At 56.6% G+C, this 13,993-nt stretch carries 15 protein-coding genes and 2 riboswitches; of the genes, 5 read left to right on the forward strand and 10 right to left on the reverse strand.

Going from position 1 to position 13,993, the window contains the following annotated elements:
* Positions 1–14: 14 nt before the first annotated feature.
* The 7 genes from thiW to nrdD all read right to left on the reverse strand — a co-directional run bounded on the left by thiW (position 15) and on the right by nrdD (position 6,525).
* Positions 15–524 (reverse strand): energy coupling factor transporter S component ThiW, encoded by a 510-nt coding sequence (thiW, locus tag H8S02_RS08435; RefSeq protein ID WP_186970154.1) that lies wholly within the window; start codon positions 522–524, stop codon positions 15–17.
* A complete protein-coding gene (gene thiD / locus H8S02_RS08440; RefSeq protein ID WP_186970155.1) occupies positions 521–1,321 on the reverse strand; it encodes a bifunctional hydroxymethylpyrimidine kinase/phosphomethylpyrimidine kinase in 801 nt (266 codons plus the stop codon). The genes thiW and thiD overlap by 4 nt, the downstream gene beginning before the upstream one ends.
* A gap of 99 nt (positions 1,322–1,420) precedes the next feature.
* Positions 1,421–1,522: riboswitch (TPP riboswitch) on the reverse strand.
* A gap of 76 nt (positions 1,523–1,598) precedes the next feature.
* Positions 1,599–2,798 carry a cation:proton antiporter gene (locus tag H8S02_RS08445; protein ID WP_186970156.1) on the reverse strand — a complete coding sequence of 400 codons (1,200 nt, stop codon included), beginning with the start codon at positions 2,796–2,798 and terminating at the stop codon, positions 1,599–1,601.
* Positions 2,799–2,844: 46 nt separating this feature from the next.
* Positions 2,845–2,918: riboswitch (Fluoride riboswitch) on the reverse strand.
* A gap of 199 nt (positions 2,919–3,117) precedes the next feature.
* Positions 3,118–3,267 (reverse strand): hypothetical protein, encoded by a 150-nt coding sequence (locus tag H8S02_RS08450; protein ID WP_186970157.1) that lies wholly within the window; start codon positions 3,265–3,267, stop codon positions 3,118–3,120.
* A 100-nt stretch (positions 3,268–3,367) separates the two neighbouring features.
* Positions 3,368–3,880, reverse strand: coding sequence for a dCTP deaminase/dUTPase family protein (locus tag H8S02_RS08455; RefSeq protein ID WP_186970158.1), 513 nt, complete (start codon positions 3,878–3,880; stop codon positions 3,368–3,370).
* 17 nt (positions 3,881–3,897) lie between these two features.
* Positions 3,898–4,398, reverse strand: a complete 501-nt coding sequence (gene nrdG, locus H8S02_RS08460) for an anaerobic ribonucleoside-triphosphate reductase activating protein (protein ID WP_118684984.1) — start codon at positions 4,396–4,398, stop codon at positions 3,898–3,900.
* Between the two features lie 6 nt (positions 4,399–4,404).
* Entirely contained in the window at positions 4,405–6,525 is a 2,121-nt protein-coding gene (gene nrdD, locus H8S02_RS08465) for an anaerobic ribonucleoside-triphosphate reductase (protein ID WP_186970246.1), read from the reverse strand.
* 383 nt (positions 6,526–6,908) lie between these two features.
* On the opposite strand from nrdD, the gene H8S02_RS08470 reads away from it, so the two are divergent.
* The 5 genes from H8S02_RS08470 to H8S02_RS08490 all read left to right on the forward strand — a co-directional run bounded on the left by H8S02_RS08470 (position 6,909) and on the right by H8S02_RS08490 (position 11,652).
* Entirely contained in the window at positions 6,909–7,166 is a 258-nt protein-coding gene (locus H8S02_RS08470; RefSeq protein WP_118684988.1) for a TM1266 family iron-only hydrogenase system putative regulator, read from the forward strand.
* Positions 7,159–8,208: a [FeFe] hydrogenase H-cluster radical SAM maturase HydE gene (gene hydE, locus H8S02_RS08475; RefSeq protein ID WP_186970159.1), complete on the forward strand. Its 1,050-nt coding sequence runs from the start codon at positions 7,159–7,161 to the stop codon at positions 8,206–8,208. Before H8S02_RS08470 ends, hydE begins: the two co-directional genes overlap by 8 nt.
* 32 nt (positions 8,209–8,240) lie before the next feature.
* Positions 8,241–9,689: a [FeFe] hydrogenase H-cluster radical SAM maturase HydG gene (hydG, locus tag H8S02_RS08480; RefSeq protein ID WP_118722374.1), complete on the forward strand. Its 1,449-nt coding sequence runs from the start codon at positions 8,241–8,243 to the stop codon at positions 9,687–9,689.
* A gap of 13 nt (positions 9,690–9,702) precedes the next feature.
* Positions 9,703–10,917, forward strand: coding sequence for a [FeFe] hydrogenase H-cluster maturation GTPase HydF (gene hydF, locus H8S02_RS08485; protein WP_186970160.1), 1,215 nt, complete (start codon positions 9,703–9,705; stop codon positions 10,915–10,917).
* A 156-nt stretch (positions 10,918–11,073) separates the two neighbouring features.
* A complete protein-coding gene (locus H8S02_RS08490; protein ID WP_279287291.1) occupies positions 11,074–11,652 on the forward strand; it encodes a Crp/Fnr family transcriptional regulator in 579 nt (192 codons plus the stop codon).
* Here the strand turns inward: H8S02_RS08490 and H8S02_RS08495 are convergent.
* The 3 genes from H8S02_RS08495 to H8S02_RS08505 are packed head-to-tail and all read right to left on the reverse strand — an operon-like array spanning position 11,627 to position 13,818.
* The gene (locus H8S02_RS08495) at positions 11,627–11,872 is read right to left on the reverse strand and encodes a hypothetical protein (RefSeq protein ID WP_186970162.1); all 246 of its coding nucleotides are present in this window, start codon (positions 11,870–11,872) and stop codon (positions 11,627–11,629) included. The two genes, H8S02_RS08490 and H8S02_RS08495, sit on opposite strands and share 26 nt — an antisense overlap.
* 13 nt (positions 11,873–11,885) lie before the next feature.
* Positions 11,886–13,511, reverse strand: a complete 1,626-nt coding sequence (groL, locus tag H8S02_RS08500) for a chaperonin GroEL (protein ID WP_186970163.1) — start codon at positions 13,509–13,511, stop codon at positions 11,886–11,888.
* Positions 13,512–13,533: 22 nt separating this feature from the next.
* The gene (locus H8S02_RS08505; protein ID WP_118685000.1) at positions 13,534–13,818 is read right to left on the reverse strand and encodes a co-chaperone GroES; all 285 of its coding nucleotides are present in this window, start codon (positions 13,816–13,818) and stop codon (positions 13,534–13,536) included.
* Positions 13,819–13,993 lie beyond the last annotated feature (175 nt).

Here is a 13,993-nt window from a genome sequence, read left to right on the forward strand (position 1 = left end):
TTTCAGTTCTTCGATCAACGCAGAGCCCCCTCAAGGCTGCTGAACACATGCGTGCGCTTGAGCGCGGACAGCACGAGGACAGAAATCGCCGCGCCGACCGCAGTCGAGATAAGGAAGCTCGGTACAAAGGTGAACAGCGCCGCCTTGGTGTTGCCCATGAGGACAGCGGCGATCGGGTAGGACGCAAGGCCGCCCAGAATGCCGGTGCCGAATACCTCGCCTGCATATGCCGCAGGCAGCTTCGGGCACAGCCTGTATGCCACGCCGCACAGCAGCGCGCCGATCATGGAACCCGGAAAAGCGAGCAGGCTGCCCAGACCGAGGAGATTGCGGATGAGCGCTGCGGCAAACGCCATGCCGACCGCATAACCGGGGCCGAGCAGGACCGCACCGAGTACGTTTACCATATGCTGTACGGGCGAGCACTTCGCGCCGAAAACTGGGATGGAAAACAGGCTGCCGACAACGGCAACAGCAACAAGCACGCCTGCGATGGTCAGTTTACGGATGTTTTTCTCTTTCATTTTGATTCACTCCTGTTAAAAATACGGCAAAAATGGTCGAGCGGTCCGCAGCCGTGTCCGAGACCGGGCGCGTGACGGATTGCATCGGTGACATACTCCTTCGCAAGGCGGACTGCCTCGGGCACGCTTTTGCCGAGTGCGAGGTTGGACGCGATGGCAGAGGACAGCGTGCAGCCCGTGCCGTGCGTCGAGGTACTGTCGATCTGCTCGATCTCGATACGATGGCAGGTCTCACCATCGAACAGCACATCCACGGCGCCAGGAATGTTTTTTCCGCCCTTGACCAGTACGTTTTTACAGCCGAGCGCGCCGATTTTGCGCGCTGCGGTTTCCATATCTGCGGGCGTATGGATCTCCATGCCTGCCAGATACTGTGCTTCGGGCACATTCGGCGTCAGCACATCGGCAAACGGCAACACGGTCTCGATCAGCGCGCCGACCGACTTCGGGTCCATCAGCGGATCACCGTTCTTGGCAAACATGACCGGGTCGATGACAACATTCGCCGGGCGATACTGGCGCAGCTTGTCTGCGACTGCCTTCATGCATTCCGGCGAGGAAAGCATGCCGATCTTGACCGCATCCGGCGCGATGTCCTCAAACACCGCATCGATCTGTTCCTCGATCATCCTCGGACTGATGTCCTGAATGTCGATAACGCGCGCGGTGTTCTCTGCGACGACCGACACGATGACGCTCATGCCGAACACGCCGTGCGCCGCCATGGTTTTGAGGTCAGCCTGCACACCTGCGCCGCCCGAGCAGTCCGAACCGGCAATCGTAAGCACTTTTTTCATAGAATTCTCCTCTTTTCCGGAACAGCACCGCAAGTCTGGATACCGTTCCTGCATAAAAATGCCGCAGTCCTCATTCTCTGACGAAAACTGCGGCATTGTAATTTCGATGCGACAGCTCCCTACGATGGTTCTAACCAACAGGTTCAAAAGGTTGGGGGTATTCCCTCTCAGCCGCAGCCTGCGGCACCCTTGCTTCTCTGTCCAGTATAGACCTGTGTCGCCCTGTTTGTCAAGTATTTGTCAGTGTTCGCTCTGTTTTTCTCGTGAAAATGGCTGTTCAGCCTTCATATTTCAGCAGTTTCCGGTATGCTGCATCCATGCCGAGTGCGCCGAGGGGCGCAGTGATCAAAATCGCGAGCACCGCCACGGACAGCACGATCTTGCCGCACGGCAGCCCCATCGCAAGCGGCACAGAGCCGATCGCTGCCTGTACGGTTGCCTTCGGCAGGTAAGCAATGACGCAGAACAAGCGCTCGCGTCGACTGAGCTTCGTGCCTGCGAGGCAGAGTACAACACCCGCTGCACGGAAAATCAGTGCTGCAAACACCATCAAAACCGCTGCGAGACCGGTCTCGGATACATATCTGATGTCAACTGCGGCACCGACGAGCACAAACAGAATGAGCTCCGCTGCAATCCAGAGCTTTCCGAACTTTTCGCTGAGGCGTGCGCGAACTTCGCCGGTCGTTTTTCGTGCAAGCATGCACGCCATGCTCGTGACCGCGAGCAGGCCGGACAGCGCGATCTTTCCCTTGAGAACAGTCTCGAGCGCCACAAGCAGGAAGGAAACGCTCAGCACGATGATAACTTTGACGCTGCCGCGAACCATGTGGTTGCGGGCAAATGCCGCTTCAAAGAATCTCGACAGAGCATATCCGGCTGCTGCACCGACTGCGATACCAAGCAGGACCGAAACCGGGATGTTCAGAAAGTCTGCCGCCCTCGCATTTCCTCCCTGCGCGATACCAGTGAAAGTCGTAAACAGTACGATAACGTAGATGTCGTCACATGATGCACCGGCCAGCAGCATTTGGGGAATGCTCTTGTCCGTGCCCCATCGATTTTCCATAAGAAAGACCATGCGCGGCACGACAACGGCCGGAGAAACAGCTGCGAGTACGGCCCCCATAACAGCGGCCTCGATGCGGTTGACACCGAGAAGATACGGCGCGAGCAGTATGTATCCGGCGAGTTCGCAGGTCGCAGGCAGGCACGAGAGCAGGACGGCAGGACGGCCAACCTGTCTGAGGTCGGACAGGTTGAGCGACAGACCGGCCTTGAGCAGAATGATGATAAGCGCCATCTGCCGCAGCTCGGACGAGATCGACAGGATCGAGTCGTCGAGTACATTCAGTATGTGCGGGCCAAGAACAATGCCGACGAGGAGCATTCCGATGATACGCGGCAGCTTGATTGCCGAACAGACTGCTGCGGCAGCCAGTCCGGCAAGAAAAACGAGAGCAAGTGATGTTAACATAGTTTTTCTCCTTCCGGGGGCATAAAAAAAGCTGATACCCCTGTGAAATATCACAGAAGTCATCAGCAGTAACTGCGGTTTCGGCATGCGCCGCGGGAGAACTTCATTCCCTTTTTATTTGCAGACATATTATAGCATAAATATAACGGCATGGCAAACTTTTTCTTGACCAGTTGAAATGCGATGTTTTCGGCAGCCTCAAAAGGCCGGTTTGATCCGGCCTTTTGAGATTATCTGATATGGAAAATGTATCTGAGAATGCCGCACAAACACTTCGGGCTCTTCCAGACAGCAACTTTCATCATGCTCTCCTCCCTTCTCACAGGCTTTGACACAGGAGCAGACCCGCTGCAATGACTGCCGCCGCCAGCAACCGTACCGTCCAGCACGGCGGCAGCAGACTGCCGATGAGTACGCCTGCGCCGAAGAACAGCACCGCAAGGCCGATAGCCTGACCGCGGCAGAGCATTCCGCATCCCCCCTGCTTTCAGTATAAGCGCGGAGAAGGAAAAATGTGCATAACAAAGGGAAACCACCTTTCGAGCGGTTTCCCTTGCTGTTCTTTTGACTTATTTTCCGGTGGTCGAGCCGAAGCCGCCTTCACGCTGACCGTCTGCGTCATCGTCTACCGTGATGCCGTAGGGCAGAAAAATGCCCTGCGCGAACGCATCGCCGGACTGTACAGACAGCATCTTGCCGTTCAGATCATCGCTTGTCATCTTGATCAGGATATGGCCCTCGTTTTTTGCCTCGAAATAGTCGCTGTCGATGACGCCGACCGTGTTATCGAGCTGAAGGCGATGACGGAAGCCCAGACCCGAGCGCGGGTAAAGCTGAAGCACCCAGCCGTCCTCGATCATGACGCGGATACCGGTCGGAATAAGGATCGTCTCGTGCGGGACGAGCGTGAAGCTCTCGGGCGCGAAGAAATCGTAGCCTGCGGAGCCTTTGGTCGCGCGGCGCGGCAGACGGATGTTCGCATAGACCGACTTTGCCTCTTCGATGCTGCTGCCGGTCGCGGCGCGCCAGTCGTTGATGAACTGTTCTTCACTTACCTTATAAAACTGTGCGATTTTTTCCATCGTTCATGCTCTCCTGTTTATTTGTCAGTATTTTCATGCAGACAGACCGTGCCGGTCTCCCGGGTACGCCGAACATCGATCACGCGCTGATTGGCGCTGCCGCGCCAGCAGAGCTGTGTGTTCTTCTGCGATTCGATGAACGGCCCGTCCACGATAACATCTATGGCATCAAGGAACGGCAGATCTGCGATCTGCTCCCAGCGGTAGCCTGTATACAGCCAGATGGTCTTTTCCGGAAAACGCGCATGGACTTCGCGAGCGAGCGCACCGACCTGCTCCCGGTTTGCCGGATAGAGCGGATCGCCGCCCGAAAACGTCACGCCGGACACATAGTCCTTGGCGAGTTCGGTGAAAATCTCTTCCTTTGCCGCCTCGTCGAACGGCAGACCGCCGTTTTCGTCCCACGTGATCGGGTTGTGACAGCCGGGGCACGCATGACCGCAGCCCGCGACCCACAGCACAACGCGGAGTCCGTCGCCGTTCAGCATATCGTCCTTGGTGATATTATGATACTGCATGGTGTGTTACATACTCTTTCTTTCTGCAATTTCTGCCATTTTTGCATCGTTCAGGCGTGTGTCGCCCTTGACGCGGGAATAGGACAGATACCCGTTCATTCGCTCGATCTTGGTGAGGTTGCGGCTGCCGCACTTCGGACAGACATCCATCGCGAGCTCCTCATGACCGCAGTCGTCGCAGTATGCGAGCGAGAGATTGACGCCCTCATAGAATCCCTTCTTCATTGCACGGCGCACGAGCGAGCGGATGGCCTCGCGGTTATAGCTGATGGGATACTTGACATACTGGATCTTGCCGCCGTTGCACAGATTCCAGAAACGGCCCTCGAGATCCTGCTTTTCGATCGGAGTCAGATCCTCGGTAACGTGGCAGTGGAAGCTGTTGGATACATACGGACGGTCGGAAACGCCCTCGATGATGCCGTATTTTCTGCGGAACTGCTCGACCTGAAGGCCGCACAGGCTCTCGGCCGGCGTACCGTAGATCGCATACAGGTTGCCGTCCTCGTGCTTGAACTGCTCGACCTTTTCGTTGATGTACTTGAGCGTTTCGAGCGCGAACGCACCGTCCTCGGCAAGCGACTTGCCGTTATAAAGCTCCTGAAGCTCGTTCAGCGCCGTAATGCCGAACGAAGCCGTCGCAGTCTTGAGAATAGGCTTGATCTTATCGCCCGGCTTGAGGTGGCCGCCGTAGAAGCCGCCCTCGCAGTATGCGAGCGGATTGGTGGAGGCACGCATTTCACCGAGGTACGCATAGGTACGGATGTGCAGTCTGCGGATCAGCTCCAGATAGTAGTCGAGCACCTCATGGAACGGACGGTTTTCCTGCTGCGACTTGGCGTAGATCATCGGCAGATGCAGCGATACTGCGCCGATATTCCAGCGGCCGACGAACACCGGCCTGTCCTTCTCGTCCGCCGGCTCCATGCCGCCGCGTTCAAACCACGGAGACAGGAACGCGCGGCAGCCCATCGGGCTGATGATCGCGCCGTATTTTTTGTATATGGAGGGCACGTAGCCTTCGCCGGTCAGCGACAGCCAGTCCGGGTACATCGCGCGTGCAGAGCATTCGATGCCGGCCTCAAAGACGTCCTCGAGCTCGCCGCCGGGACCGTGCAGGTTCTCGTCGTACAGAAATACGATCTTCGGGAACAGAACCGGCTTTTTGTTGCCCTTCCTGCCCTGACCCTTGCGGCGGACGTTGAGCATGGTGATGGAAGCGAGCTTTGCAAAGCGGCTTGTGCCGGTGCCCATCGTCATGGTGATAAACGGATAATCGCCGCGGCTGGATGCGACCGTGTTGAATTTGTACTCCCAGCCCTGGAAGCCCTGCTCAAAATCGTTCAGGATATCCGCCATGACGGCTTTTTCGACCGTCTCCGGATCGAGGCCGAGCGCACTGTATTTTTCGGTCAGCATTTTATAGCTGCGCTCGGCATACGGCTCGAGCAGCAGATCAACGCTCGGCACAGTAAAGCCGCCGTACTGCTGACTTGCCGCCGAAAGCACGATATCGCCGATGACATCGAACGCGACGTTGAGTGTTTTCGGCTCATTGTACCACAGATTGCCCATCTCAAAGCCGTCCTTCAGCACGTGCTTCACATCGAACAGACAGCAGTTCATCGTGTCGCGGCGCGCAGACATGTCATGGATATAGATATAGCCGTCGCGGCAGGCCTGCAGCTCCTCGGTATTCATGAAGAACTTCTGATACAGCTCCTTGTTGAGCTGATTAAAGATCAGACTGCGCTTTGTAGAAACGAGCGCGGAATCAGTATTGGAATTTTCACGGTCGCCGATGTACATGATAGACTGGCTCTTTTTATAGACGCTGTCCAACATGCCGACGAAATCCTGCTTGTAGTTGCGGTAGTCGCGGTAGCTTTTCGCGACCTCGGGGCGCACGGCCTCGAGGGCAGACTCGACGATGTTGTGCATCTGCCAGATCTGTACATCTGTCATGGCATGGTCACGGATATAACCCTCGACATGATCGCAGATCGATTTCAGCTCGTCGTCGGTAAACGTGTAAAGCACGCGGTTCGCACTTTTATTGACGGCGGTCACAACTTTCTGGATGTTGAACGCCTCTCTGGTATGGTCTTTCTTGATGACGCGGACCATCGTCGTCACTCCTTCTCTTCCTATTTTGTAGCAGTGACTATTATAACACACAAGATATTGCGATGGTAGACCAAATCCGCCGAAATCTGTCACAAAAATTCGGCCGTAAAATCGGCGATTTTCTGCTTGACGGATTTTGGACCGTCTGAAATTTCCGCTTGCGCACCGCGTTTTTCGACGTTATACTATATTATAAGTAAGAGATGCGCGTTTTCAGACGCGCTTCCCTGCGCCTGACATTAAGCCGCCCTGCGGGCGACTGCGTGAAAGGTGCAGCTGACAGAAAATAGCGCCCTGCCCCGTTCCATTTTTTCCGGGCAGGACTCTCTGCGGCTGTGCCTGCTTTCGGGCGCAGCCGCAGTTTTTGTCTCGGAGGAAAAGTTATGCAGACAAGAGTCGCCGTCATGGGCATCATCGTAGAAAACACGGATTCGGTCGAGCAGCTGAACCATCTGCTGCACGAGTACGGTCATTATATCATCGGGCGCATGGGTATCCCCTACCGCGCGCGCAGCATCAACATCGTCTCCATCGCCATCGACGCGCCGCAGGATGTGATCTCTGCGCTTTCCGGCAAGATCGGCAGTCTCGACGGTATCAGCGTCAAAACCGCCTACTCCAATGTGCTTGCCGATGAATAACGACGCAAAAAAACTCATCGACCGTCTCGCGCGCGAGCACAGTCTCTCAAAGGAGGACTATGCGTTTCTCGTGCGCGCACAGGACGAAGAGACCGCAGCGTATGCAGGGGCGCTTGCCGCCGGTGTCCGGCGTGAGGTCTATGGCACGGACGTTTATATCCGCGGCCTGATCGAGATCGGAAATATCTGCCGCAACGACTGCCTGTACTGCGGCATCCGCCGCTCCAACACGCACGCCGACCGCTACCGTCTGACCGAGGACGAGATCTTCGAATGCGCGTGCGAGGGTTATACGCTCGGCTTCCGCACCTTTGTCATGCAGGGCGGCGAGGACGGCGCGTTCGGCGTCGATTCCATCTGCCGCACGGTACGCCGCATCAAGCGAAAATTCCCGGACTGTGCGGTAACGCTTTCGCTCGGTGAATTCCCGCGGGAAGATTACGAGGCCATGTTTGCCGCCGGCGCAGACCGCTATCTGCTGCGGCATGAGACAGCAGACCGGACGCACTATGAAAAGCTGCATCCGGCGGAAATGTCGTTCGAAAACCGTATGCGCTGTCTGCGCGACCTGAAGGACATCGGCTTCCAGACCGGCTGCGGCTTTATGGTCGGCTCGCCGTTCCAGACACCTGAAACGCTCGCTGAGGACCTTAAATTCATCGAAACCTTCCGCCCTGCGATGTGCGGCATCGGCCCGTTCATCCCCCAGAAGGACACACCCTTTGGCGACAGACCCGCAGGAACGGCGGAGCAGACGGTCTACCTGCTCTCGCTGCTGCGGCTCATGCAGCCGAAGCTGCTGCTCCCGGCTACGACCGCCCTCGGAACCATCCTCCCGGACGGACGCGAGCGCGGGCTTGCCGCCGGAGCGAATGTCGTCATGCCCAATCTCTCGCCGCTTTCTGTGCGAAAAAAATACGCACTCTATGACGGCAAGCTGTGCACCGGCGAGGAGGCGGCGCAGTGCATCGGCTGCCTGTCGCGGCGTGTGCAGTTGGTCGGCGCGAATATCGTCATCGACCGCGGCGACGTAAAATCGTAAAATCTGTTCTGAGCAAGAAAGGATATAATAAAATGGCTGTTTATAACCCGAAATCCATGTATGCTGATGATTTCATCAACCATGAGGAGATTCTTGAAACGCTCGAATACGCCGAGCGCAACAAAAATAATCTCGAGCTGATCGACAGTCTTCTCGAGAAGGCGCGTCCGAAAAAGACCGCCGGCGGCGTTCACTGCGCCGGTCTGACCCACCGCGAGGCATCCGTACTGCTCGCCTGCGAAAACCCGGAGAAGATCGCCGAGATGTACAGGCTCGCCGAGGAAATCAAGCTCGCCTTCTATGGCAACCGCATCGTTATGTTTGCGCCGCTCTATCTGTCCAATTACTGTATCAACGGCTGCGTTTACTGCCCGTATCATGCGAAAAACCGTCATATCGCGCGCAAAAAGCTGACGCAGGATGAGGTGCGCGCCGAGGTTATCGCGCTTCAGGATCTTGGCCACAAGCGCCTTGCCATTGAAGCCGGAGAGGACCCGAAGAACAATCCGATCGAATATATTCTCGAATGTCTGGACACGATTTACAGCGTCAAGCATAAAAACGGCGCGATCCGCCGCGCGAATGTCAATATTGCTGCAACGACGGTCGACGAGTACCGCATGCTCAAGAATGCCGGTATCGGCACCTACATCCTGTTTCAGGAAACCTACCATAAGAACAGCTATCTTGAGCTGCACCCGACCGGTCCCAAACACGACTACGACTACCACACCGAGGCGATGGACCGCGCGATGGAGGGCGGTATCGATGACGTTGGTCTGGGCGTACTGTTCGGTCTGGAAAAGTACAGATATGAATTTGCCGGTCTGCTGATGCATGCTGAGCATCTCGAGGCGGTGCACGGTGTCGGTCCGCACACCATCAGCGTGCCTCGCATCAAGCGCGCCGACGACATCGACCCGGACGTATTCGACAATGGTCTTGCCGATCCGCTGTTTGAAAAGGTTATCGCGTGCATCCGCATTGCCGTTCCGTATACCGGCATGATCATTTCCACCCGCGAGAGCGAAAAGGTGCGCGCGCGCGCACTGCATCTCGGCATTTCTCAGATCAGCGGTGCGTCCCGCACCTCGGTCGGCGGCTACACCGAGCAGGAACGTCCGCACGACACCGAGCAGTTCGATGTTTCCGACCAGCGTTCGCTCGACGAAGTCGTCCGGTGGCTGATGGAGATGGGATATATTCCTTCCTTCTGCACAGCATGCTATCGTGAGGGACGCACGGGCGACCGCTTCATGAGTCTGTGCAAGTCCGGTCAGATCCTCAACTGCTGCCATCCGAACGCACTGATGACGCTTGAAGAATTTCTTGTCGACTACGCGAGTGAGGATACACGCCGCGTCGGCATGGAGCTGATCGACCGCGAACTGCACAAGATCCCGAATGAAAAGGTCCGCACGCTTGCAGCTCAGCACATCAGCGACATCCGCTCGTCCAACCGCCGCGATTTCCGCTTCTGAGGAGGGCTGAGCCATGAGTCTCAATGCACAGGTATCTGCGGAGCGCGTACACATCGGCTTTTTCGGTCTGCGCAATGCAGGCAAATCCAGTCTGGTCAACCGTGTGACCGGGCAGGAGCTTTCCGTAGTCTCCGAGGTGCGCGGTACAACGACCGACCCTGTCCGCAAGGCGATGGAGCTGCTCCCCCTCGGTCCGGTCGTTATCATCGACACGCCGGGACTGGATGATGAGGGAACGCTCGGTGAAGAACGGGTGCGCCGGGCGCGCCGCGTGCTCGACCAGACCGATATCGCGGTTCTCGTGGTGGATGCGGCCGCAGGTCTCTCACAGGCCGACCGCGGCCTGACGCAGCTGTTCGAAGAACGGCACATCCCTTACGTTATCGCAATGAACAAGGCAGATCTGGTAACGGTTCCGGAGAATATCCCGGAAAATATGATTTTTGTCTCGGCACGCGAAAACGGAAACATCCATGCGCTCAAGGAAAAGATCGCTGCTCTTGTACGCTCTGTGCCGCCGGCACGCGAGCTCATCGCCGATCTTGTATCGCCCGGTGATGCAGTAGTTCTCGTCACCCCGATCGACTCCGCCGCCCCCAAGGGACGTCTGATCCTGCCGCAGCAGCAGACCATCCGTTCACTGCTCGACGCAGGCTGTATTCCGGTTGTCACACGCGAGACCGAGCTCGCACGCACGCTCAGCCTGCTGCGCGAGCCGCCGGCGCTCGTTGTCACCGACTCGCAGGCCTTCGGCATGGTCAGCCGGATCGTGCCCGATTCCGTTCGCCTTACCTCGTTTTCCATTCTTTTTGCACGGTACAAGGGCGACCTGCGCACGGCGGTGCTCGGCGCGGCCGCACTGCGTCAGCTGAAGGACGGCGATACTGTGCTGATCTCCGAGGGCTGCACCCACCACCGCCAGTGCGGCGACATTGGCACGGAAAAGCTGCCGCGATGGGTCAGACAGTATACCGGCAGAGACATTCGCTTTGTCTTTACCTCCGGCGGCGAGTTCCCGGAAAATCTCTCGCCCTATGCGCTCATCATCCACTGCGGCGCATGCATGCTGGGCGAGCGCGAAATGCAGTCGCGTCTGCGTCGAGCAGCGGAACAGTGTATCCCTGTCACCAACTACGGCATTGCCATCGCGCAGATTCACGGCATTCTCGACCGTGCGCTGCGCCCGTTTTCCGCGCTTCACGCAGAGTGGAAGAAACAGCAGCAGTAAGAAGGGGTTCCGCTTGCTTTTCGCACGTTTTTATAGTATAATGCAGGCATACAGGTGTGTCGAATTGGAAGCGAGGTGCGCATGAATCTTTTAGAATTACCGTTCTTTTCCGGCTTTACTGCCCAGGAGCTGCGGCTTCTCCGCAGTCTCGGCTGCATGCGCACAGACCGTTTTCCTCATGGTGCGCTCATTCTGCGCGCCGGAAGCCGTACACGCGAAATGGGTATTGTCGTTTCAGGCTGTGTGCACATTGAAAGCAGCGATTTCTGGGGAACACACAGTATTTTGAGCAGCGTCGAAGCCGGAGGCGTGTTTGCGGAGACTTATGCGCTCTGCGGTGAAGCGCTTATGGTGGACGCCGTTGCGGCGAAGGACTGCGAAATCCTTTTTCTCAGCCTGCTCCCCCTGCTTGACGGAGACAATGCAGCTGAAAGCTGGCACAGCAAACTGATGCAGCGCATTCTTCTGCTTACCGCGCAGAAAAATCTGACGCTGTCGACCCGCATTTTCTGTACATCGGCCAAAAATGTGCGCGGCAGGCTGCTGACTTATCTTTCCGGCGAGGCTGCACGGCAGGGCCGGTATGAGTTCGATATTCCCTTCAACCGCCAGCAGCTCGCAGACTACCTCAATCTCGATCGCAGCGCCCTGTCCAAGGAGCTGAGCCGTATGCGCGATGAGGGAATGCTTGCATACAGACGAAATCATTTCATACTGTATAAAACCGAAAACTGATTGCAGAAAAGCCGTTCGGGTCAGCATCCGAACGGCTTTCTTCTGTATGGACTGCGCGGCAAAAGCTGCGCAGCATTTTTATTCCTGCAAGAGAAAAAGCCGACGCCTGCATTTTGCAGGCGTCGGCCTCATACATATCTGACACTTTTCCACTGACGATTGTCGTAAGTTTATGGTAAGTTTGCCTTTTAACCCTCGAAATCCCCAGTGTTTTCAGCATTTTTCGGCACTTCTTAGTACATGCCGCCCATATCCGGAGCAGCCGGAGCCGGAGCGACAGGCTCCTTCTTGTCAGCGATCAGGCTCTCAGTGGTCAGAACCATGGAAGCAACAGATGCTGCGTTCTGGAGTGCAGAACGGTTAACCTTGGTCGGGTCAACGATGCCGTTTGCGATCATGTCGCCGTAGGTCTCGGTTGCAGCGTCGAAGCCGTAGCCGACCTTGTCGGAATTCTTGACCTTGTCGAGAACAACTGCGCCCTCGATGCCTGCGTTGGCAGCGATCTGCTTCATCGGAGCTTCCAGACCGCGTGCAACGATCTGCATGCCGGTCTTCTCGTCGCCAGCTGCCTCTGCTGCCAGAGCCTCAACTGCTGCGATCGCGTTGACGTATGCAACGCCGCCGCCTGCTACGATACCTTCTTCGACTGCTGCACGAGTAGCGTTCAGCGCATCCTCGATGCGGAGCTTCTGCTCCTTCATCTCGGTCTCGGTTGCAGCGCCGACCTTGATTACTGCAACGCCGCCTGCCAGCTTAGCCAGACGCTCCTGCAGCTTCTCACGGTCAAAGTCAGAGGTGGTGCGCTCGATTGCACCGCGGATCTCGGCAACACGGTTTGCAATAGCCTGCTTGTCGCCTGCGCCGTCAACGATCGTGGTGTTTTCCTTGGTGACCTTGATCTGACGAGCGGAGCCCAGCATATCCATGGTAGCGTCCTTCAGCTCGATACCGACCTCCTCGGAGATAACGGTACCGCCGGTCAGGATCGCGATATCGCGGAGCATATCCTTGCGGCGATCGCCGAAGCCCGGAGCCTTGACAGCTACACAGGTAAAGGTGCCGCGCAGACGGTTTACGATCAGGGTGGACAGCGCCTCGCCCTCGATGTCCTCTGCGATGATGAGCAACTTCTTGCCGCTCTTTACGACCTGCTCGAGAACCGGCAGCAGCTCCTGAATATTGGACAGCTTCTTGTCGGTGATGAGCACCAGAGCGTCGTCCAGGTTTGCTTCCATCTTCTCGGTGTCGGTGCACATATACGGAGTAACATAGCCGCGGTCGAACTGCATGCCCTCTACGACCTCAGAATAGGTCTCAGCGGTCTTGGACTCCTCAACGGTGATAACGCCGTCGGTGGAGACCTTTTCCATAGCCTCTGCGATCAGAGCGCCGATCTCGTCCGAACCGGAGGAGATAGCGCCTACGCGGGCGATGTCGCCGGTGCCGTTTACGGTCTTGGAATTCTTTGCGATCGCTTCAACAGCAGCCTTGACTGCCTTGGAGATGCCGCGGCGCATAACCATCGGGTTTGCACCTGCTGCAACGTTCTTCAGGCCCTCGCGAACGAATGCCTGCGCCAGAACAGTAGCGGTGGTGGTGCCGTCGCCTGCAACGTCGTTGGTCTTGGTTGCAACTTCCTTGACCAGCTGTGCGCCCATGTTCTCGAATGCGTCCTCGAGCTCGATCTCCTTGGCGATGGTAACGCCGTCATTGGTGATGAGCGGACCGCCGTACTTCTTGTCGAGTACAACGTTGCGGCCCTTCGGGCCGATGGTTACCTTAACGGTATCAGCGAGCTGATCAATGCCGCGCTGCAGAGCCTTGCGCGCGTCCTCGCCGTAAATAAGCTGCTTAGCCATGATGAATTACCTCTTTCTGAAATTACTCTACGATTGCAAGAATATCGCTCTGGCGAACGATGATATACTTCTCGCCGTCGAGCTTGACCTCGGTGCCGGAGTACTTGCTGGTGATGACCTTCTGGCCCTTCTGGACCTCCATCTTGATCTCCTTACCGTCAACGACGCCGCCGGGGCCGACCTCGATGATCTCCGCTACCTGCGGCTTTTCCTGAGCGGATGCGGTCAGAATGATACCGCTTGCGGTGGTCTCCTCTGCCTCTACCATTTTAACGACAACACGGTCGCAAAGGGGCTTGAGTTTCATAATGGATTACCTCCTATGAAAAATAAAAATATACATTGTCGGGAGCTTAGCACTCAAAATACCGGAGTGCTAACTCGAGTATTATATTACATCAACTCTCGCTATTATGCAAGGGGGTAACGCCAAAAATTTTTGAATAATTTATGAATTATTTCTTTCAGAAAATGGCAATTTT

Source organism: Agathobaculum hominis (genome assembly GCF_014288055.1).
Taxonomy (GTDB): domain Bacteria; phylum Bacillota; class Clostridia; order Oscillospirales; family Butyricicoccaceae; genus Agathobaculum; species Agathobaculum hominis.